We start from the raw sequence: 21,076 nt of genomic DNA on the forward strand, positions 1-21,076 counted from the left end.
ACGCGTGTATCGAAAATCCGACCCATTCACCAGTTCGAGTGAAGGCTCGGGTTTCGCTCGCGTCGGCACCCGTCACGGCCGGGCGCGCGCACCGGAAAACCGGTGGCGACCCCCCGTACGCTGGTGGCTATGAGCGCAACGGGGGAAACCGTCGAGTCGGACGCGCGGGGCGCGCCCGGGGGATTGTGGTGGTGGTCGCGGCGGCGGAGCGTGGTGCTCGATGTCGTGTTGGCCCTGATATCGGCGGTCGAGTGCGCCATCGAGGGCGCCTCCTTCGCGGACGAGGCCCGGCTGCCGGCCGCGCTGGGCGCCCTGCTCGGTCTGGTCATCGGCTCGACGTTGGTGCTGCGCCGGCGCTGGCCGATAGCGATCGTGCTGATCTCCATCGCCATCACCCCCGCGGAGATGGGCTTCGTCCTCGGGGTGGTGGGCCTGTACACGCTGGCCGCCTCGGAGGTGCCGCGCAAGATCACGGCGGTGCTGGCCGGGATGTCCGTGACGGGCACGCTGATCATCACGATGGTCGGCTTCCAGCGGGACATGGCGCGCGAGGACTACGCCCCGCCGATGTGGGTGCCGCCGCTGGTCTCCGTCCTCATGGCGCTGGGCCTGACCGCCCCGCCGGTGCTGCTGGGCCTGTACGTGGGCGCCCGGCGCCGGCTGGTGGAGAGCCTGCGGGAGCGGGCCGACGGCCTGGAGCGCGAGCTGTCGCTGCTGGCGGACCGCGCGGCGGAGCGCGCCGAGTGGGCCCGCAAGGAGGAGCGCACCCGCATCGCGCGTGAGATGCACGACGTGGTGGCGCACCGGGTCAGCCTGATGGTGGTGCATGCCGCGGCCCTCCAGGCGGTGGCCCTCAAGGATCCCGAGAAGGCGTCGAGGAACGCCGCGCTGGTCGGCGACATGGGCCGGCAGGCCCTCACGGAGCTGCGCACCATGCTCGGGGTGCTGCGTGCCGACGAGGGGCCGGCCGAGTCCTCGGCGGCGCGCCGGGACGAGCCGGCCCCGCTGGCCTCGGTCGCGGCGGCCGCCTCGGCCGCCGCCGACGAGGCGGCCGGCGGGCCTCGGCTGGACGGGTTGGAGGCGCTGGTCGGGCAGTCCCGGATGGCGGGGATGGTCGTCGAGCTGTCTCTGGAGGGCGATGACCGGCGGTACGCGCCGCGGGTCGAGCAGACGGCCTACCGGGTGGTCCAGGAGGCGCTCACCAACGTGCACAAGCACGCTCCGGGTGCCGAGGCGCGGGTGCGGCTCGCCCGTCGGGTCTCGGAGGTCGCCGTCCTGGTCGAGAACGGCCCGTCGGACCGCGCGGCCGCCGACGCGGGTCTCCCCAGCGGCGGCAACGGGCTGGTCGGCATGAAGGAACGTGTCACCACGCTGGGTGGTGGCTTCGTCTCCGGCCCCACCGACGCCGGCGGCTTCCGGGTCTCGGCCGTGATTCCGGACCGTGCGGCCCGCGCGGAGCGCGCCCAGGCCGCGGAGCGGGTGGTGGAGCCCGACGAGGCAGCGAGGTCGGTGTAGCGCGGGCGCGGTGCGATGGCCTCGGCTGTCGCCCGCGCCGTCGGGCGGTCGTGCCGCGCCGTCGGCGGGTCGTGCCCGCGCCGTCTCCGCGCCGGGGCGCCGAGCGGTGCGTCGACGGTGCGTGGCCGCGCCATTCCGCGCTGTTCCGCGCTGTTCCCGCGTCGTCGCCGTGCTGGGCCTGGGGCCGGTGATCGGGTGGGGCGCCGGGCGTGCCGGTCCCGCTCGGAGGCTATCCGCGGGGCAGTCGGGGTGGCTGGACGCCGGTGATCAGGGTCGCCAGGGCGGCGTCGAGGTCCGGGCCCAGGAACCAGTCGCCGCTGTGGTCGAGGCTGTAGACGCGGCCTTCGGCGTCGATGGTGAGCAGGGCCTGTCCGTCCGCCTCCTCGCCCAGGGGGCACATCTCGGTGCCCAGGGCCCGCCCCAGGTCGCTGAGGGTGCGGGCGAGGTGCAGGCCGGTGAGGGGGTCGATCAGGAAGGGAGTGGGCGCGATCTGTCGGCCGCCGGCCGGTGGCTGGACGCGCAGTGCCCCGAACTCCGCCCACGCCTCGACGGCCGCCGGGAAGACGGTGTGTCGGTGGCCCGCGGGTGAGGTGTGCGCGCGGAGCGCGTCGGCCCACACCTCGGCCTGTCGTATGTCCCAGCGTCCCGGTTGCCAGCCCGCCTCGCGCAGGGCGGCGTCGACGGGGGCGGGGAAGCGGGTGGTCGCCGTACGGTCGAACGCTCGCATCGATCAGCCCCTGTCCGTGACGTTGCCGTTGCCGCTGCCGTGGTCGGGCGCGGCGGCCGGACCGGCGATGACGCGGACGCCGAAGTGGGCCAGCAGCGCCGTGCAGGAGCGGCAGGGGGGAGCGTAGCTGCCGTGCCTGGGGTCGCCGTCCTCCCGGATGTGTCGGGCGGTGATCTTCGCGTGTTTGAGGGAGCGGCGGGCCTCGTTGGGGGAGAGCGGTTTTCGGGAGGCGCGTTTACTGCGTGAGCCCTCGGCCGTCGTCAGGTGGCGGCTGAGCAGGATCGCCTCGGGGCAGCGTCCGGTGAAGCGCTCGCGCTGCCCGGTCGGCAGGGTGTCGAAGAAGTCCTGGACGAGCGGGTGCAGGGTGGGCGGCTGGTCGGACTTGCCGGCGGTGCAGGTGAGGGTCTCGCCGCGGACGGAGAGTGCGGCGCCGACGGCGGGCAGGATGCCGTCGCGGCGGTGCCGCAGGGGTGGGACTCCGGTGGCGAGGTCGGTTCCGCCGCCCCAGGCGAGCCGGGGGTCGCCGGGTCCGGGTCCGGGGGCGGGTGGCGCGGTGGCCGGGGGCGGTGCGGCGGGTGTGGGCGTGCGCCCCGGAGGGACGGGCCGTGCGGGTCCCGTGGTGGCGGTCCGTCTGGCCGGGGTGTCGCCCCGGCCCGGCGCGGCCCCCGGGGCCGTCTCGACGGCCGCCGTGGGCCCGGCCTCGGTGCCGCGACCCTCCGTGATTCCCATGCTGTTGTGTTCCCTCCCCGCGCGATCCACGCGATCCACGCGCAATCCCCCTGTTGAGGGGGTCAGACTGCCAAATGGGACGGGTGCTGTGGAAGTCGGGTGGGTCTCGTACGCGTCTTCGCGCGGGGCGTGGTGATGGTGGGTGCCCGGTGCTACGCGGCGGCGTGCGGGTGGTGCGGGCGGGTGACCGGCGCGGGGCTACGCGGCGGTGTGCGGGTGGTGCGGGCGGGTGACCGGCCCGGGCTCCCCGGTGGACGGCACCGCATAGTCTGTCCGTAGTAGCCAGCAGCAGCAGGGGGCAACCGCCATGACGACAGGTCGGCTCGGGCAGCATGCCGCGCCACCGAACACGGCCTACGCCGGGCAGGTCGTGCACTTCCCGGACCCGGTGCGGGCCGCCCGTTACCCCAGAGGGGTCCGGGTGGACGAAGACGGCTTTCCGGACTTCTCGCCCTATGCTCGGGCAGCGGCCGAAATCGCCGAACCGCCCGAGGGGTTCGGCGTCGACGAGCTGCGGCTGACCGACTTCGTCTCGGCCAATGCCGCGCTGCACGCCGCCGGCCACGATCTCTGGGACGGGCTGTCCTCCGTGGCCACCCCGCACGGCTGGACCTGGCACCATGTCGCCGGCACCCGCCGGCTGGAGCTGGTTCCGGCGGAGATCAAGGCGCTGCTGCGGCACCATGCCGGGCTCGCGACCGCCACCGTGGACCAGGACAAGCGGGGCACCCGCCCGCTCCAGGAGACCCGCCCGGTCCACTTCGGGCTGCCCAAGCGCGGGTTGTCGGTCACCGAGGAGCAGGTGCTGGGCGTCGAGGAGGACCTCGGCTACCGGCTGCCCGCGCCCTACCGCGCCTTCCTCAAGGCGGCCGGCGGCTGCGCGCCCGTCGGCGCCGCGCTCGACCCCGAGTTGGGGCTGCTGGTGGACCAGCCGTTCTTCACGGTCCGCGACGAGGCGGCCGTCAACGACCTGGTCTACGTCAACAAGTGTCTGCGCGACCACTTCACCAAGGACTTCCTGGGCGTCTGCGTCGTCCAGGGCGGGTTGATCGCGGTCAAGGTGAAGGGTGACGCGATCGGCTCGGTGTGGTTCTGCGCCTACGACGACGCGCGTGACCAGGACGGCTGGACGGTGCAGGACCGCGTGGAGCGGCTGCTGCTGCCCTGTGGGGACGACTTCGACGCCTTCCTGCTGCGGCTCGCGGGCAATCCGCCGGAGCTGGAGACCGTGGCGCATCTGATGGTGGACGGCGGTTTCGCGTACGCCGTTCCGGTGGAGGGGTGACCCCGATGGTGACGTTCGCGCAGGCGCAGGAGCGCGCCGAGCTGTGGATCAACGGCGACGTGCCCGGTTACCAGCAACGTGAGGTGCGGGTCCGCGAGTTCGACCTGGGCTTCGTCGCCTGGGCCGAGGACCGTGAGGGCGGGCCGGTCTCCGACTCCGGTTCCGACGGCGTCCGGTTGGTCATCGCCCGCGACAGCGGTGAGACCACGCTGTGGCCGGCGTTGCCGGTGGGCGAGGTCATCCGGCGCTACGAGGAGGAGTACGGCACGGCGGACGAGGCCGAGCCGGCTCCCGCCGAGACCCCGCCCCAGCGCGTCGACCTCAACGCCACCTCCTTCCTGTTGACCCCGCCGCAGTGGCTCCAGGACGCGGCCGACGCGATGGGCATTCCGGACCGGCGGTCGGGGAGCACGTCGGGCGGGGCGGGCTCGGCCGCTCCGGCGGGCTCGGGGCCGGTGTCCGGTGCCGTGGCGGCGCCGGCGGACGCCGTCCCCGCCGACGCGGGGGCCGGCACCGGTCAGTCCGCGGGGGCCGATGTGTGGGCGGCGCCCGCGCAGGGCACCGACGGGCGGTCCGGTCAGCCGGGCGTCGGCCCAGCCGGCTCGTCGTCCCCGAGCGGCCAGTCCGCCTCCGATCAGTCCGTGTCCGGTCAGCCCGTTTCCGGTCAGTCCGTCTCCGGTCAGTCCGCGGGTGGCCCCTGGGCCACGCCCGCCCCGGGCGTCCAGCCGGGTGCGTCGCCGGCCGGCGGCGCACCGGGGGCGGCCGACGCGGCGCCGTCGTCCGGCGGGATGCCGTGGGCGCAGGCGAACTCCGTCGCGGATGATGCCGAGTTCTCGGTGGTGCCGCCGGCCACGGTCTTCGCGCCGCCGCTGGCGGGCTCCGACGACGAGGACACCCCGCCGCCGGGCATCCGTTCCGACGCCAAGACCCAGCTGATGTCCAGCGGCAGCGCGCTGCCGCCCACCACCGTCGCGCCCGCGCTCGACCTGTCGCAGCATGGCGCCGGCGACCTCGCCTCCGCTCCCCCGGCCGGCCCGGCGCCCGTCGGCGGCGCGCCGACCCCGCCTCCGCCCCCGCCCGCGCCGCCGGGTGTGCCGGGGCCGTCGGCGGGGCCCGTGCCTCCGCCGTCGGGCCCGGGTGCGCCGGGTGCCCCGGGGGGCGGTTATGTGCCGACGCAGCTCGTCTCGGCGCTCGGCTCGGAGGGCGCCGGCGGTCCGGGGGCTCCCGGTGGCCCCGGTGCCCCGGGCGTCCCGGGCCAGCCGGGTGTGCCGGGCGTGCCCGGCCCCGGTGTGCCGCCGCCCGGTGTGCCCGGTCAGCCGGGCCAGGCGGGGCCGCCGCCGCCCGGTCAGCCCGGTGTCCCCGGCGGTCCCGGTGTCCCTGCCGCGCCCGGCGTTCCCGCGCCGAACGCTCCCGGCGCCCCGGGGGTCGTCCACGCGGCCGCCACGATGCTCGCGGGCCCGCCCGGCGCTCCGGGCGCCCCCGGTGCTCCGCACGGTGCCCAGCCCCCCGGCGTGCCGGCCGCGCCCGGGGTCCCGGGCCAGCCCGGTGTGCCCGGTCCTCCCGGGGTTCCGGGTGCTCCCGGCGCCCCCGCCCCGTCCGGCCCGCTGCCGCCTGGCGTGCCCGGTGCCGCCGGCCCCGGTGTCCCCGGTGCCCCGGGCCCGTCGGGTCCGCTGCCGCCCGGTGCGCCCGGTGGCGTGCATGCCGCCGCGACGATGCTGGCCGGAGCCTCCGGGGTGCCCGGCGCTCCCGCCGCTCCCGGGGTCCCGGGTGCTCCCGGCGCGCCCGGCGCTCCTGTCCCGCCCGGTGTTCCGGGCGGGCCCGGCGGACCGGGCGTACCGGGCATGGCCCCGCCGGGCCCCGGTGCCACCCCGCCGCCCGCGGGGGGCGGGGCGGGGCAGCCGCCGTACGGCCACCCGCAGGCGCCGACCGGTCTGCCGACCGTGGGGCCGGGCTACATGGCGGTGCTGCGCTACCGCGCGCAGGACGGCTCGGAGCAGCAGGTGATCCGTCGTTCGGCGCCCGGCACGCCGCACCCGGAGTGGCAGATCCTGCACGAGCTGCGTGCGATGAACGTCCCGCCGCAGCAGGTGCTGGAGCTGCACACGGAGTTGGAGTCGTGTGATCTGCCCGGCGGCTACTGCGCGCGCATGATCCGTGAGACCTGGCCGCAGGTGCGGATCAGCCACACCGCCGCGTACGGGCGCGACCACGCCACCCGGCAGCAGGGCGTGCGCCATCTCATCGAGCACCAGGGTGAGCTGCACCAGGTCGCGGACGGGCCGGCGCGGCCGGCGCCGAACCGGGTGCCGCTGCCGCACCCCAACCAGGTGCAGCGGGTGCCTCCCGCCCCGGCGGAGGGGCTGGCGCAGGAGCTGATGCAGGCGTTCGGCCCGCAGGGCGTCTTCCGCTTCGACCAGCGGGCGGTCTCCCGGATGGGGGTCCCTGACGTGGTCGCGCAGACGCTGGTGTGGGCGGGGCTGCCGCTGGACTTCGGTCCGTTCTTCTGGGCGCAGGCGCAGCCGGGCCGCCCGGTGCCCACGCTCGCGGAGTTGGCGGCGGAGCGGGGCGTGCAGCCCGCGGTCGACGCCGGTTCGTATCTGGTGATGGGGAGCGATTTCGGCCGTCAGCTGTGCGTGCAGTACGGCACGGCGCACATCGTGGCGGTGCCGCTGGAGGCGGGCCCGGGTGGTCAGCCCGTGCCGCCGCAGTTCGTGAACACCGGTCTGCCGGAGTTCGTGCGTTGCATGGGGCTGCTCGGGCGGATGTGGCGGCTGCGGTACGGGTTGACGCCGGAGCAGGCGGGTCGTTGGACCGTCGACTTCCAGGCGCAGCTCGCCGCGCTCGACCCGGCGGCGCTGTCGGCGCCGGACAACTGGTGGGCGGTGCTGCTGGAGCAGATGTGGGACGGCCTGCTCTGACGCGGTGATGTGACGGGTGTGAAGGGTGCGAGGCGCTCGGCCGGTGGATTCGGCCGGGCGCCTCGTCGTTTCCGGCTTCCGTGGTCTCTCGTCGGTCGTCTCTCGTCAGTCGTCGGCGGTCGGTTGTCGTGTGGTCGGCCCTCGTGTGGTCGGTCGTCGGTCGCCGGTGGTCGGTCGTCCGGATTGCGATTCCGACTTCTGACATCAAATGACGCATCCTTGACCGGAGGGGTGGTGGAGAGACACCGGAGAGATAAGCGGAGTGTCGCGTTATGAGCGGTTCGCTGTGATCTACCAAGATGTGCGCCGTACCTGCTGTACCTGTAGCTGCCGTACCGCCTACCGCCGTGCCGGCCGTACCAAAGGGGTCGAAGGATGAGTCCGTCGGTGTCACCTCATGGGTTCTCTGCCGTCGGGCGGGGCCGTGGCTACCGTCCCGAGCAGGTCGACCGCTATGTGACCGCCGTGTCGGAGGTGCGCGACGCGGCCTGGGAGCGCGCCGCGCGGCTGACCGTCCTGGTCAACGAGATGACCGCGGAGGCGGAGCGGCTGCGTGAGGTCGTCGCGCAGCTCGGCCCGCAGACGTACGAGACGTTGGGGGACCGGGCCCGGCTGATTTTGTTGACGGTGGAGCAGGAGACCGCCGACCTGCGGGGCCAGGCGCGGGCGGTGGCGGACCGCACGCGGGAGTCGGCCGAGGCGGCCGCCCGCGCCATCCGGGACGCCGCGCGGGAGGAGGCCGACCGGGTCCGGGCCGAGGCCCAGGAGTGGGAGCGGCAGGCCCTGGAGGCGGCGCAGGAGATCGTGCACCAGCTGCGGGTGGCCTCGCGTCAGGACGCCAAGGAGTGGCGCGGTGCGGCGCTGGCGGAGCTGCGGCAGGCGCGGGAGCGCTCCGCGGCGGTCCTCGCCGAGCAGGAGCGGGAGTTGAACGAGCGGTGGGAGGCGGTGAGTCGGGAGGTCGCCGGGCAGGAGGCGGCGATGGACACCAGGATCGCGGAGCTGGAGGAGTACGCGCGGATGCGGTTGGCCGACGCGGAGCGCGCGCACGCGACGGCCGGGGACGCGGCGCGCTACCAGCAGGAGGAGGCCGAGGCGCGCGGGGCGGAGCTGATCGCCCAGGCGCGGATCCGTCAGGAGCGGGTGGAGCGCGACACGGAGCGCGCGCTGCGTGAGCACACCGCGCGCCGCGACGAGCTCAAGTCCCATCTGGATCACGTCCGCAACAGCCTGGCCGCCCTCACCGGGCGACCGCCCACCCCCGATCCCGAGCTCGCCGCCGTCCCCGACCCCGACAACGAGGAGACCGTCGTGGTCGAACGGCCCACCGCGCCCCCGACGGGCCGGGTTCCGGGCCCGGCCAAGCGCGGCCCGTCCGGCGAGTAGGCCCGGGGCCGGCGCGGCGACTCGGCCCGGCCGCTCAGGGGAGCCGGCCGCCTCCCGGGACGAGTTCGGGTGCCCGGTCGGTCGCGGATCGCGCCCTACGCGGTTTCCTCGTCCGCCGTCTCGCCTTCTTCGCCGTCCTCCCGGATCGGGAAGACCCGTGGGGCCACGAAGAAGAGCACCAGCACCGCCGCCGCGGCGGCGGCCGCGGAGCCCACGTACACGTGGTCGACGGCGGTGTCCACCGCGCGCCGCAGATACTCCGCGGCCTGGTCGGTGAGGCCCTCCGGGTGCTCCAGGGCGTGGGACACGGAGTCCAGGTCCTCCGGGAGGCCGGGGCGGATCTCGGCGGGGGCGTCGGCGAGCCGGTCGGTGAGGGTGGCGTTGGCGATGGCGCCGAAGAGCGCCGCGCCGACGCTCTGCCCGACCTGGCGGCAGAAGAAGATGGAGGCGGTCGCCGTCCCGCGTTCCTCCCAGCCGACGGACGACTGCACGCCGACGATCAGCGGCAGTTGGAACAGGCCGAGCGCCGCGCCGAGGACCAGCATCAGCAGCGCGGGCTGCCAGGCGGCGCCGGGGTAGGGGAGGAACGGGAAGGCGAAGAGGGTCAGCGCCGCGCCCGAGATGCCGAGGATGGCGCAGCGTCGGAAGCCGATCCGGTTGTAGACGCGGTTGCTGAGCGCCGCGGAGATCGGCCAGCTCAGCGTCATGACGGAGAGCACCAGGCCGGCGGCGACGGGGCCGAGGCCGAGGACCGACTGGGCGTAGGTGGGCAGGAAGACGCTCGGTGCGATGATCACCAGTCCCAGTGCCCCGAGCGCGAGGTTGGCCGCCACGATCGTGCGGCGGCGCCAGACCCAGCCCGGAATGATCGGCTCGGCGGCGCGGCGCTCGATGAGCACGGTCGCCGCCGCGCACACCGCGGCGCCGCCGAGCATCGCCAGCGACGGGGCCGACAGCCAGTCCCAGGCCACCCCGCCCTGGACCAGCGCGGTCAGCAGCAGTCCGCCGGTGGCGAAGATGGCGAGGGCGCCGGCCCAGTCGACGCGGGGGCGCTCGCGGGTCGGCCGGGCGGGTTCGTGCAGATGACGCATGACCAGCCAGAGCGCGAGGGCGCCGACCGGGAGGTTGATCAGGAAGATCCAGCGCCAGCTGGTGTAGCCGGCCAGGGCGCCGCCGACGGCCGGGCCCGCCACCGAGGACAGCGCCCACACGGTGGAGAGCCGGGCCTGGATCCTGGGGCGTCCTTTGAGGCCGTAGAGGTCGCCGGCGATGGTCTGCACGGTGCCCTGGATGGCGCCGCCGCCCAGCCCCTGGACGACGCGGAAGGCGATGAGGGAGGCCATGTCCCAGGCGCCGGCGCAGAGCAGCGAGCCGACGAGGAAGAGCGCGATGCCGAAGACGAGCACCGGCTTGCGGCCGAAGGTGTCGGAGAGCTTGCCGTACACCGGGAGGGTGACGGTCACGGCGAGCAGATAGCCGGAGAACAGCCAGGAGAAGACGGAGAAGCCGCCGAGGTCGCCGACGATCTGGGGGACCGCGGTCGAGATGATCGTGGCGTCGAGCGCGGCGAGCGCCATCGCCAGCATGAGGGCCGCGACGACGGGGCGGCGGGGGTCGGAGGAGGGGGGTAAGGCGGCCGCCTCGGGTATCGGAGGTACCGGGTCCGCATCCGTCCGACGCCCTGCGATGCCACCCACCGAGCCTGCCCCCTTCGTTGATTGATGTAGGGCTCACGATTCCACGCGGGGGTCGGTGGAGGGAAGCGCGTCCGCCGCGGCCGGCGCCGTGGAGCCGCGGCGACTTGCGCCTGACGTCACGTAAGGGTGCAGGGTCGACCCCGAGGCGGAGGTACGCCGTAAGTCGTAACCCCCTAGGGGATCCACCGGCTCAGCTCCTACCCGCGGTTCGTCCCGGCGGAGGACGATCAGGGGGGTTCAGCCTCCCTAGTGTGGACCTGCGTCTTTACGGAGGGCTTACGGAAGACACGACCTGGGGGGTGGGGCTAGCCCCACCGTGAATACGGAGCCAAGCCCCATCGCGGCACCGACCCCCCGTACCGCACGCTGATGTAGGTGATCGTCACGGTAGGACGATCGCCGCAGACCTACTGAGGAGAAGGACCGTGACGACGGCTGTATCGATTCCCAAGACCGGGGGCAGCGGAGGACATACGGCTGTGGCCGCCCGGGCCCGCCAGGTGGTGAAGGCCTACGGCTCCGGGGAGACCCGGGTCGTCGCCCTCGACCGCGTGGACGTGGACATAGCCCGCGGCCAGTTCACCGCCATCATGGGTCCCTCCGGCTCCGGTAAGTCCACGCTCATGCACTGCCTCGCCGGCCTGGACACCGTCACCTCGGGGCACATCTACATCGACGAGACCGAGATCACCGGGCTCAAGGACAAGAAGCTCACCCAACTGCGCCGGGACCGCATCGGCTTCATCTTCCAGGCGTTCAACCTGCTGCCCACGCTCAACGCCATCGAGAACATCACGCTCCCGATGGACATCGCCGGCCGCAAGCCGGACCGCGCCTGGCTGGACCGGGTGGTGGAGACCGTCGGCCTCGGCGGCCGGCTCAAGCACCGCCCCAACCAGCTCTCCGGCGGTCAGCAGCAGCGCGTCGCCGTGGCCCGTGCCCTGGCCGCCCGGCCCGAGATCATCTTCGGTGACGAGCCGACCGGAAACCTGGACTCGCGCGCCGGCGCCGAGGTCCTCGGCTTCCTGCGCCGCTCGGTCGACGAGCTCGGCCAGACCATCGTCATGGTCACCCACGACCCGGTCGCGGCCTCCTACGCCAACCGCGTGCTGTACCTGGCCGACGGGAAGATCGTCGACGAGATGCACCACCCGACCGCCGACCAGGTCCTGGACCGCATGAAGAGCTTCGACGCGCGCGGGCGGGTGTCGTGACCGTCCTCAAGACCTCGCTGCGCAACTTCCTCGCGCACAAGGGACGCATGGCGCTCTCCGCCATCGCCGTCCTGCTGTCGGTGGCGTTCGTGTGCGGCACGCTCGTCTTCACCGACACCACCAACGCCACCTTCGACAAGCTCTTCGCGGCCACCTCGCCGGACGTCACCGTCTCCCCGAAGAACGCGCCGAGCGGGGACGAGGTCCAGCGGACCCGCGTCCCGGTGACCCTGCCCGCCGCCAAGGTGGCGGAGCTCCAGCGGGTCAAGGGCGTGAAGTCCGCCCACGGCGAGGCCACCAGCACCTCCGCCACCGTCGTCGACGAGAACGACGAGAAGATCGGCCCGAGCTCCGGCGCCCCCACCATCGTCGCCAACTGGGACGAGGAGGAGCAGCGGGCCGTCGAGCTGACCTCCGGTCACGCGCCGCGCGGTCCGACCGAGGTGCTGCTGGACTCCGACACCGCCGACAAGAAGAAGCTGAAGATCGGCGACGAGCTGCGCATCATCGCCGTTCCGGGCGACTTCAAGGCCAAGATCGTCGGTATCGTCACCTTCACGGTGACCAACCCCGGCTCCACCCTGGTCCTGCTGGACGACAAGACCGTCCAGGAGCGCGTGCTCGGCGTCAAGGACGCCTACACCAGCATCTCCCTGACCGCCGCCCCCGGCGTCAGCAACGAGCAGCTGAAGAAGAACGTCGTCGCCGAGTTCGGCACCGGCCTCAAGGTGCAGACGAAGGCGGAGACGGCCGACGAGAACCGTGAGGACGTCGGTGAGTTCCTCGACATCATGAAGTACGCGATGCTCGGCTTCGCCGGGATCGCCGTCCTCGTCGGCATCTTCCTCATCGTCAACACCTTCTCCATGCTGGTCGCCCAGCGCACCCGGGAGATCGGGCTGATGCGCGCCATCGGCTCCAGCCGCAAGCAGATCAACCGCTCGGTGCTCGTCGAGGCGCTGCTGCTCGGCGTCGTCGGCTCCCTCCTGGGTGTCCTCGGCGGCGTCGGCCTGGCCGTCGGCCTGATGAAGCTCATGGCCGGCGCGGGTCTGGAGCTGGACACCGACGAGCTGACGGTGAAGGCCACCACCCCGATCGTCGGCCTGACCATCGGCATCGTCGTCACGGTGTTCGCCGCCTACATCCCCGCCCGCCGGGCCGGGAAGATCTCGCCGATGGCCGCGCTGCGCGAGGCGGGCATGCCGGTCGACGCCAAGGCCGGCCGCATCCGCGGCGCGATCGGTCTGCTGGTCACGGCCGCCGGCGCCGCCGCCCTGGCGATGGCCGCGGGCGCGGACAAGGCCGCCGACGGCTCGATGTTCCTGGGTCTGGGCGTTCTGCTCACCCTCGTCGGCTTCATCGTCATCGGCCCGCTGCTGGCCGGGGTCGTGGTCCGCGCGGTCTCCGTGGTGGTGCTCCGCGCCTTCGGCTCGATCGGCCGCATGGCCGAGCGCAACGCCCTGCGCAACCCCCGCCGCACCGGCGCCACCGGCTCCGCCCTGATGATCGGCCTCGCGCTGGTCGCCTGCCTGTCGGTGGTCGGCTCCTCGATGGTCGCCTCGGCCAGCGACGAGCTGGACAAGTCGGTGGGTGCGGACTTCATCATCCAGCCCGGCGACTTCCAGCAGCCGATCTCGCCGGCGATCGAGAAGTCGGTGGAGCAGGCGAAGGGTCTGAAGAGCGTCACCCGCCTGAAGGAGATCGAGGGCGTGAAGATCACCACGCCCGACGGCAAGACCAGCACCAAGGACCTGTCCGCCGCCAACCCCTCGTTCGCCGAGGACCTGCGCACCCCCGTCGTCGAGGGCAGGCTCTCCGACGCCTACGGCCCGAACGCCATGTCGGTCAACGAGGGCTTCGCCGAGGACCACAAGGTGAAGAAGGGCGACACCCTGACCGTCGCCTTCAAGGGCGGCAGGACCGCCAAGCTCAAGGTCACCGTCATCACCTCCGACGACACCTCGTTCAACAAGGGCGCGCTCTACACCAACATCACCACCGTCGAGCGCTACCTGCCGGCCGAGCTGGTACCGACCAGCATCATGATGTTCGCCCAGGCCAAGGACGGCCAGGAGGAAGCGGCGTACGCCTCGCTCAAGAAGGCGCTCAAGAAGAACCCGCAGATCGACGTCCGTGACCAGACCGACTACAAGAAGCTCATGGAGGACCAGATCGGGCAGATGCTCAACCTGGTCTACGGCCTGCTGGCCCTCGCGATCATCGTCGCCATCCTGGGTGTGGTGAACACCCTGGCCCTGTCGGTGGTCGAGCGGACCCGCGAGATCGGCCTGATGCGCGCCATCGGCCTCTCCCGCCGCCAGATGCGCCGCATGATCCGCCTGGAGTCGGTCGTCATCGCCCTCTTCGGTGCCCTGCTCGGCATCGGCCTGGGCATGGCCTGGGGCGCCACCGCCCAGAAGCTGCTGGCCCTGGAGGGTCTGAAGACCCTCGAGATCCCGTGGCCGACGATCATCACGGTCTTCCTCGGCTCCGCCGTGGTCGGCCTGGTCGCCGCCCTGGCCCCGGCCTTCCGGGCCGGCCGGATGAACATCCTGAAGGCCATCGCCACGGACTGATCCACCGCGTACGGATCCATCGAGCACTGATCCATCGAGCACTGACCATCGAGTACTGATCCACCGACCGGAGAAACAGGCCCGGCCCGGTGCGCCCACGGGGGAGCGCACCGGGCCGGGCTTCTCGGTTGATCCCGCCCGGCCCCGGCCGCGGGTCGGCTACCGCGATCCGACTCATGGGCCCGTCCGATTGCCGTACGGTGATCGGGCGACCCCTTGGAGGACTCATGACCACACTGCCGGCGCACGACGGTGGGGCGCTCATCCCGAGACCCGAGAAGACGTTTCCCGCGCTGCGCGCCGCGCTCGCGCAGGTCGCGCCGTCTCGGCTGGCGGAGATGACGACGGAGCGCGACACCGTCTTCACGATGGCGACTCAGTCCAACAGCTTCGGGCCGATCGCCATGTTCCAGCTGAAGTGGGCCACCGTGATCGAGGTGGAGCGGTTCCCCGAGGTCGCCCGGCGCCTGCGCGCCGCCGAGCACGCCGCCCAGACCCTCGAACGTGAGAATCCCGGGTGGCGGGTCGCCATGGACGAGATCCGGCAGATCATGGACATCGCCCGTGCCGAGGTGACCCGTGCCGAGGGCCGCGATGGGTGATTGGGGCTGGGAGTACGACCCGGACGCCCGTCATGTCATCGGCGAGACGCCGAATCTCGCCTTCGTCGCCCAGGTGGAAGAGCGCGCGGACGAACTGGTCCGGGCCGCTGCCGCCCTCTTTTTGAACGGTACCGCGTACCAGGGGCGGTCACCCGGGTTGCGTGAGGAAGTCCTCCCGAGTGGGATGTTCCAGTACCTGACCGTCGTACGGCAGCAGCGCCTGTACATCGTCCAGGTCACTCCCTGGCCCTTCTGACCCCGACCCCCGGTGCCGGAGGCGCGGATCGGCGTCCGGCCGCGGGTGGCGGTGTGGCGTCGTAGTCTGGGATACCCCGGCCCGTGTGACGTGTCGGGTGATTCGCGTTGTCCACCCCGGGACGGAAACTGCCTCATGACCCTGCACGGTCTGCTCGACGCCGTCATCAAGGATCCCGCGCTCGCCGAGGCGGTGCGGGCCGCCGGAGACGGCAATCGGACGCAGGTGGACCTGGTCGGCCCGCCCGCCGCGAGGCCCTTCGCGGTGGCCGCGCTCGCGCGGGAGGCCGGACGGCCGGTGCTGGCCGTGACGGCGACCGGGCGGGAGGCCGAGGACCTGGCGGCGGCGCTGCGCTCGCTGCTGCCGGCCGACGAGGTGGTGGAGTATCCGGCCTGGGAGACGCTGCCGCACGAGCGGCTCTCCCCGCGCTCGGACACCGTGGGTCGGCGACTGGCCGTGCTGCGCCGGCTCGCCCACCCCAGCCCGGACGACCCCACGGCGGGGCCGGTCTCGGTGGTCGTCGCGCCCGTGCGCTCCGTGCTCCAGCCGCAGGTCAAGGGGTTGGGCGAGCTGGAGCCGGTGAGCCTGCGGACCGGGCAGACGGCCGACCTGGAAGAGGTCGTGGACGGGCTCGCGGCCGCCGCGTACGCGCGGGTGGAACTGGTCGAGAAGCGCGGCGAGTTCGCCGTCCGGGGCGGGATCCTCGACGTCTTCCCGCCCACCGAGGAGCACCCCCTGCGCGTCGAGTTCTGGGGCGACGACGTCGAGGAGATCCGCTACTTCAAGGTCGCCGACCAGCGTTCGCTGGAGGTGGCCGAGCACGGACTGTGGGCGCCGCCCTGCCGCGAGCTGCTGCTGACCGAGGACGTGCGGGCGCGGGCGGCGGAGCTCGCCGAGGCGCACCCGGAGCTCGGCGAGCTGCTGGGGAAGATCGCCGAGGGCATCGCGGTGGAGGGCATGGAGTCCCTCGCCCCCGTCCTCGTCGACGACATGGAGCTGCTGCTGGACGTGTTCCCCAAGGGCGCGATGGCCGTCGTCTGCGACCCCGAGCGGGTCCGCACCCGCGCCGCCGACCTCGTCGCCACCTCGCAGGAGTTCCTCCAGGCGTCCTGGGCGGCCTCGGCCTCCGGCGGCGAGGCCCCGATCGACCTCGGCGCGGCCTCGCTGTGGGGCATCGCCGACGTCCGGGACCGGGCCCGCGAGCTGGACATGATGTGGTGGTCGGTCTCGCCGTTCGCCGCCGACGCCGAGCTCACGCTGACCTCGGCCGCTGACGCGGCGGGGGACACCCTCACCCTCGGCATGCAGCCGACCACCACCTACCGCGGTGACACCGCCGCAGCCGTCGCCGACACCAAGGGCTGGCTCGCCGACGGCTGGCGGGTCATGTACGTCACCGAGGGCCACGGCCCCGCGGCCCGCACCGTCGAGGTGCTCGGCGGGGAGGGCGTCCCGGCCCGGCTGGACGTGGACGTCGCGCGGGCCGAGGACCTGACCGAGGCGGTCGTCCACGTCGCCTGCGGCTCGATCGACTACGGCTTCGTCGACCCCGTCCGCAAGATCGCCGTCCTCACCGAGACCGACCTGTCCGGGCAGAAGGCCGCCGGCAAGGACGCGGCGCGGATGCCGGCCCGGCGCCGCAAGACCATCGACCCGCTCACCCTCCAGGCGGGCGACTTCATCGTCCACGAGCAGCACGGCGTCGGCCGCTACCTGGAGATGGTGCAGCGCACCGTCCAGGGCGCCACCCGCGAGTATCTGCTGGTCGAGTACGCCCCGGCCAAGCGCGGCCAGCCCGGCGACCGGCTCTACATCCCCACCGACCAGCTGGAGCAGGTCACCAAGTACGTCGGCGGCGAGGCGCCCACCCTGCACCGGCTCGGCGGCGCCGACTGGACCAAGACCAAGGCGCGCGCCAAGAAGGCGGTCAAGGAGATCGCCGCCGATCTGATCAAGCTGTACTCCGCGCGGATGGCCGCCCCCGGCCACACCTTCGGCCCGGACACCCCCTGGCAGCGCGAGCTGGAGGACGCCTTCCCGTACGTGGAGACACCCGACCAGCTCACCACCATCGCCGAGGTCAAGGAGGACATGGAGAAGTCGGTTCCGATGGACCGGCTGATCTGCGGCGACGTCGGCTACGGCAAGACCGAGATCGCCGTCCGCGCGGCCTTCAAGGCGGTGCAGGACGGCAAGCAGGTCGCCGTGCTGGTGCCGACGACCCTGCTGGTGCAGCAGCACTTCGGCACCTTCTCGGAGCGGTACTCCCAGTTCCCGGTCGTGGTCAAGGCGCTCTCCCGGTTCCAGACCGACACCGAGGCCAAGGCGGTGCTGGAGGGGCTGCACGAGGGCTCCGTCGACGTCGTCATCGGCACCCACCGGCTGTTCTCCTCCGAGACCAGGTTCAAGGACCTGGGCCTGGTCATCGTCGACGAGGAGCAGCGCTTCGGCGTCGAGCACAAGGAGCAGCTGAAGAAGCTGCGCGCCAACGTCGACGTGCTGACCATGTCCGCCACGCCCATCCCGCGCACCCTGGAGATGGCGGTCACCGGCATCCGCGAGATGTCGACGATCACCACCCCGCCGGAGGAGCGCCACCCGGTGCTCACCTTCGTCGGCCCGTACGAGCAGAAGCAGATCGGCGCCGCCATCCGCCGCGAGCTGCTGCGCGAGGGCCAGGTCTTCTACATCCACAACCGCGTCGAGTCCATCGACCGGGCGGCCGCCCGGCTGCGCGAGGTCGTGCCCGAGGCGCGGATCGCCACCGCGCACGGCCAGATGTCGGAGACCGCCCTGGAACAGGTCGTCGTCGACTTCTGGGAGAAGAAGTTCGACGTCCTGGTGTCGACGACCATCGTCGAGTCCGGCATCGACATCTCCAACGCCAACACCCTCATCGTCGAGCGTGGCGACAACTTCGGCCTCTCCCAGCTCCACCAGCTGCGCGGCCGGGTGGGCCGTGGCCGGGAGCGCGGCTACGCCTACTTCCTCTACCCGCCCGAGAAGCCGCTGACCGAGACCGCCCACGAGCGGCTGGCGACCATCGCCCAGCACACCGAGATGGGCGCGGGCATGTACGTGGCGATGAAGGACCTGGAGATCCGCGGCGCCGGCAACCTGCTCGGCGGCGAGCAGTCCGGCCATATCGCGGGCGTCGGTTTCGACCTGTATGTGCGGATGGTCGGCGAGGCCGTCGCCGACTACCGCGCCTCCCTGGAGGCCGGCGGCGAGCCCGAGGAGGCCCCGCTGGAGGTCAAGATCGAGCTTCCGGTCGACGCACACGTCCCGCACGACTACGCGCCCGGCGAGCGGCTCCGCCTCCAGGCCTACCGTGCCATCGCCTCGGCCACCAGCGAGGAGGACATCAAGGCGGTCCGCGAGGAGCTCACCGACCGCTACGGCAAGCTGCCCGAGCCGGTGGAGAACCTGCTGCTGGTGGCGGGGCTGCGGATGCTGGCCCGCGCCTGCGGCGTCACCGACATCACCCTCCAGGGCTCCAACGTCCGCTTCGGCCCGGTGGAGTTGCGCGAGTCCCAGGAGCTGCGGCTGAAGCGGCTCCACCCGCGCTCGGTCCTCAAGCCCGCCACCCAGCAGATCCTGGTGCCGCGCCCGACCACCGCCCGCGTGGGCGGCAAGCCGGTGGTGGGACGCGAACTGCTGGCGTGGACCGGCGAGTTCCTGACCACGATCGTGGGTTCGTAGCGAGAGCGAGAGCGGGGGCGGGGGCGGGAGCGCGAGGGCGGCTGGTGGCCCGGCCGCCCGCCGCCCGCCGCCCGTCGTGCGGGCCGCGGGCGGGCGGGTCGGAAGGGGGAGCCGCCGCGCGATACCCCCGTGATCGCGCGGCCGTCCATGGCCCACGGGCCGGGTGCGCCGGGCACCGGCGGTGGGAACGAGACGCCCGGCGGGCCGGCTGGTCGTGGCCGCGCGGAATGGGGGGCATCCAGCACGGCCCTCAAGGGAGGTTGCGAGGTCGACTCGGGCGGCGGCCCGCCGGGGCGTACCCAGGACGCTAGGCCGCCGGGCCCCGCACCGCGAGGAACACTGTGCACAGTGGTACCCGCCATCGGTTGTCATTCGAACGGTGATCGCCGGGACCGGTGTGGTACGTCGCCCTCGCCGAGTGTGGGAGCGGGCGCGAGGGCGCTCGGGGCCGGGGCCACCCGGTCCGTACCGAAGCGCCGGTGGCGGACCGCGGCGGCGTTCCGGCCGGGCTCGCGGCGGGTTTCTGGTCGAGCGGTCGTGGCGGCGTTCCGACCGGGGCCGCGGCGGCGTACCGGCCGAGACCCCGGCGGCATCCGAACGGATCGTGGCGCGAGCGGCGAGCGGCGAGCGGCGGGCTCAGACGCGCCGCAGGGCCCGCATCGCCAGCCAGAGCTCGTACTTCGCGCTCGGGGCGCGCAGCAGGGAGCGCCCCAGGGCCTCCTCCGCCCTGGCCAGCCTCTTGCGGGTGCCGGGCAGCGAGATGCCGAGGCTGGCGGCGGTGGCGGGGAGGCGGGCGTCGGCGCGCAGCCAGGCGCCCACCGTCTCGGGCCCGGCGGTGACCTTGGACTGTTCCAGCGGGAGCAGCTGGGCCTTGGCCCACACGGCGGCGGCCGGGGTCGTCAGCACGGTGTCCAGCGTGCTCGGTCCGGGGCGGCCGGCGGGGAGTTGCCAGTGCGCGCCGGCGTGCAGTTGGAGCGCCAGCCAGGCGGCCGACTGATCGGCGAGCCGCCGGCTGACGTCGCGGCCGAGCAACTCGTCGAGCTGGCGCACCCGGGCGGCGAGCGTGTTCCGGTGGATCTTGAGGTGGCGACTGGCCGCCCCGCCGAAGCTGAGCCACGAGCCCAGGGTGCCCAGCAGCTCCTGGGGCCCGGGGTCGGCGCGGCGCGGCGGCTCGTAGCGCAGACAGGGGGCCAGGAACTCAGCCGCCCACAGCCGCCCCTCGGGTGTGGACAGCGCGCTGACGTCGGTGTGCCGGCCGAAGCTCGCGCACCCCTCGGGCGCGCCGCGCGCCACCGCCAGGGCGTGGAACGCCTGCTCGTAGCCGACCGGCGTCTCCCGCAGCGCGACCGGGGCGCTGACCCCGACCCGGCAGCCGGGTATGTGCTGGATGATCAGCCGGTCGAGGGGCGCGTCCGGCGCGCCCGGCTCGGCGGCGCCCGCTCCGTCGGCGCCTCGGCCGCCGGGGGCGTCCGTCGGCCGGGTCACGTCCCCCGGCGGGGTCGCGTCCGGCCACCGGGTCGGGTCCGGCCGGTGGTTCGATTCCGCGTCCGCCTCCGTGGAGACCAGCGCGATCAGATGGTTGGGGCGCACCGGACAGGGGACGATCCACGTCCGGCCGCGCGTGGCGCGGGTGATGCACCGGGCGATCTCCCGCCTGCGCGAGCCCGGGCACTCGATGACGTACACCCGGTTGAGCGGGGGCAGCTCGGAACCGAGCGCTCCGGCGATGCGCTGGGCGGCGGGCACACTGCCCACCATGAGGAGGTGCAGCACGGCCTCGCGGCTATGCCCCTCGGCCAGCTCGACTCGTCGGCGGTGGAGCTCGACCTGCTCCAGCCGCCAGCACAGCGCGAGCGTCCGGGCGGCGTCGGCGAGCACCACGCTGAGCTGCCGCGGGGTGCCGGTGGGACCCACGACGGCCAGGTACGGAGCCTCGCCGGGCGCGCCCTCCAGGCCGAGGGCGACCAGGTGCAGCGGCCCGGCCGCGCCGGTCTCGCCGCCGGCCAGCACGGCGGAGGGCGTGCCGCGCCGGTGCAGGTCGACGACGGCTGTCGCGGCGGCGGCCAGCGCACGCTCGGTCGCCGCGCCGCCGTGGGCGGCGGGCCCGTGGTGGTGTCGGTGGCCGTCCCCGTGCCCGTGGTCGGACGCGGGTCCGTCCGGCGCCGTGGCCAGCACGGAGCCGTCGGTGCCGATCAGCGCGACGACGACGCCGCCCGCACGGCGCGTCAGCCAGCCGAGGATGGCGCGCACGGCCCGCGGTTTCGCGGCGAGCCGGGCCAGAGCGAGCACGTCATCGGCGCGGTCGGCGCGTGAGTCCGAAGGCGCTGATCCCATGCCAGGCAGACTAGTGCAGCGCACTGACAACGCCTCGGGCGTGGACGGCCGTCTCACGTCGGGGACTTCCGTGCCGCCCGGGGAAGCCTCCCGCCCGCGGAGCCCTCGCCCTTACGCCGGAGGTAATCGACCCCACTC

General features: G+C 73.6%; 12 protein-coding genes and 1 pseudogene. 9 read left to right on the plus strand and 4 right to left on the minus strand.

Annotation, left to right across the window (positions count from 1 at the left end):
- The first annotated feature begins 129 nt into the window (after window positions 1-129).
- On the plus strand, window positions 130-1,515 hold the full coding sequence (locus CD790_RS02160; protein WP_144381226.1) for a sensor histidine kinase: 1,386 nt from the start codon (window positions 130-132) through the stop codon (window positions 1,513-1,515).
- 229 nt (window positions 1,516-1,744) lie between these two features.
- Here CD790_RS02160 and CD790_RS02165 read toward each other — a convergent pair whose 3' ends face one another.
- Both CD790_RS02165 and CD790_RS34370 read right to left on the minus strand, forming a co-directional pair.
- A complete protein-coding gene (locus tag CD790_RS02165) occupies window positions 1,745-2,242 on the minus strand; it encodes an SUKH-3 domain-containing protein (protein ID WP_144381227.1) in 498 nt (165 codons plus the stop codon).
- Window positions 2,243-2,245: 3 nt separating this feature from the next.
- Window positions 2,246-2,770 (minus strand): annotated as a pseudogene (locus CD790_RS34370) (YwqJ-related putative deaminase); the annotation flags it as partial.
- A gap of 508 nt (window positions 2,771-3,278) precedes the next feature.
- Between CD790_RS34370 and CD790_RS02175 the strand changes: the two are divergent.
- From CD790_RS02175 to CD790_RS02185, 3 genes are all read left to right on the plus strand, one after another.
- Entirely contained in the window at window positions 3,279-4,256 is a 978-nt protein-coding gene (locus tag CD790_RS02175) for an SMI1/KNR4 family protein (RefSeq protein ID WP_144381229.1), read from the plus strand.
- 5 nt (window positions 4,257-4,261) lie between these two features.
- Window positions 4,262-7,174, plus strand: a complete 2,913-nt coding sequence (locus CD790_RS02180) for an SUKH-4 family immunity protein (protein ID WP_144381230.1) — start codon at window positions 4,262-4,264, stop codon at window positions 7,172-7,174.
- A 387-nt stretch (window positions 7,175-7,561) separates the two neighbouring features.
- A complete protein-coding gene (locus tag CD790_RS02185; protein ID WP_313956451.1) occupies window positions 7,562-8,557 on the plus strand; it encodes a cellulose-binding protein in 996 nt (331 codons plus the stop codon).
- A 95-nt stretch (window positions 8,558-8,652) separates the two neighbouring features.
- Here CD790_RS02185 and CD790_RS02190 read toward each other — a convergent pair whose 3' ends face one another.
- Entirely contained in the window at window positions 8,653-10,254 is a 1,602-nt protein-coding gene (locus tag CD790_RS02190; protein ID WP_399216827.1) for an MDR family MFS transporter, read from the minus strand.
- Between the two features lie 425 nt (window positions 10,255-10,679).
- On the opposite strand from CD790_RS02190, the gene CD790_RS02195 reads away from it, so the two are divergent.
- From CD790_RS02195 to mfd, 5 genes are all read left to right on the plus strand, one after another.
- On the plus strand, window positions 10,680-11,468 hold the full coding sequence (locus tag CD790_RS02195) for an ABC transporter ATP-binding protein (protein WP_144381232.1): 789 nt from the start codon (window positions 10,680-10,682) through the stop codon (window positions 11,466-11,468).
- Window positions 11,465-14,044 carry an ABC transporter permease gene (locus CD790_RS02200; protein ID WP_144381233.1) on the plus strand — a complete coding sequence of 860 codons (2,580 nt, stop codon included), beginning with the start codon at window positions 11,465-11,467 and terminating at the stop codon, window positions 14,042-14,044. Before CD790_RS02195 ends, CD790_RS02200 begins: the two co-directional genes overlap by 4 nt.
- A gap of 227 nt (window positions 14,045-14,271) precedes the next feature.
- Window positions 14,272-14,646, plus strand: coding sequence for a hypothetical protein (locus CD790_RS02205; RefSeq protein WP_144381234.1), 375 nt, complete (start codon window positions 14,272-14,274; stop codon window positions 14,644-14,646).
- A complete protein-coding gene (locus tag CD790_RS02210) occupies window positions 14,624-14,902 on the plus strand; it encodes a hypothetical protein (protein WP_260867279.1) in 279 nt (92 codons plus the stop codon). The genes CD790_RS02205 and CD790_RS02210 overlap by 23 nt, the downstream gene beginning before the upstream one ends.
- Window positions 14,903-15,037: 135 nt before the next feature.
- Window positions 15,038-18,604, plus strand: a complete 3,567-nt coding sequence (mfd, locus tag CD790_RS02215; RefSeq protein WP_144381235.1) for a transcription-repair coupling factor — start codon at window positions 15,038-15,040, stop codon at window positions 18,602-18,604.
- A gap of 636 nt (window positions 18,605-19,240) precedes the next feature.
- On the opposite strand, the gene CD790_RS02220 is transcribed toward mfd, so the two are convergent.
- Entirely contained in the window at window positions 19,241-20,938 is a 1,698-nt protein-coding gene (locus tag CD790_RS02220; RefSeq protein WP_144381236.1) for a helix-turn-helix domain-containing protein, read from the minus strand.
- Window positions 20,939-21,076: the final 138 nt, after the last annotated feature.

The organism is Streptomyces sp. SAJ15, assembly GCF_007595705.1.
Classification (GTDB): domain Bacteria; phylum Actinomycetota; class Actinomycetes; order Streptomycetales; family Streptomycetaceae; genus Streptomyces.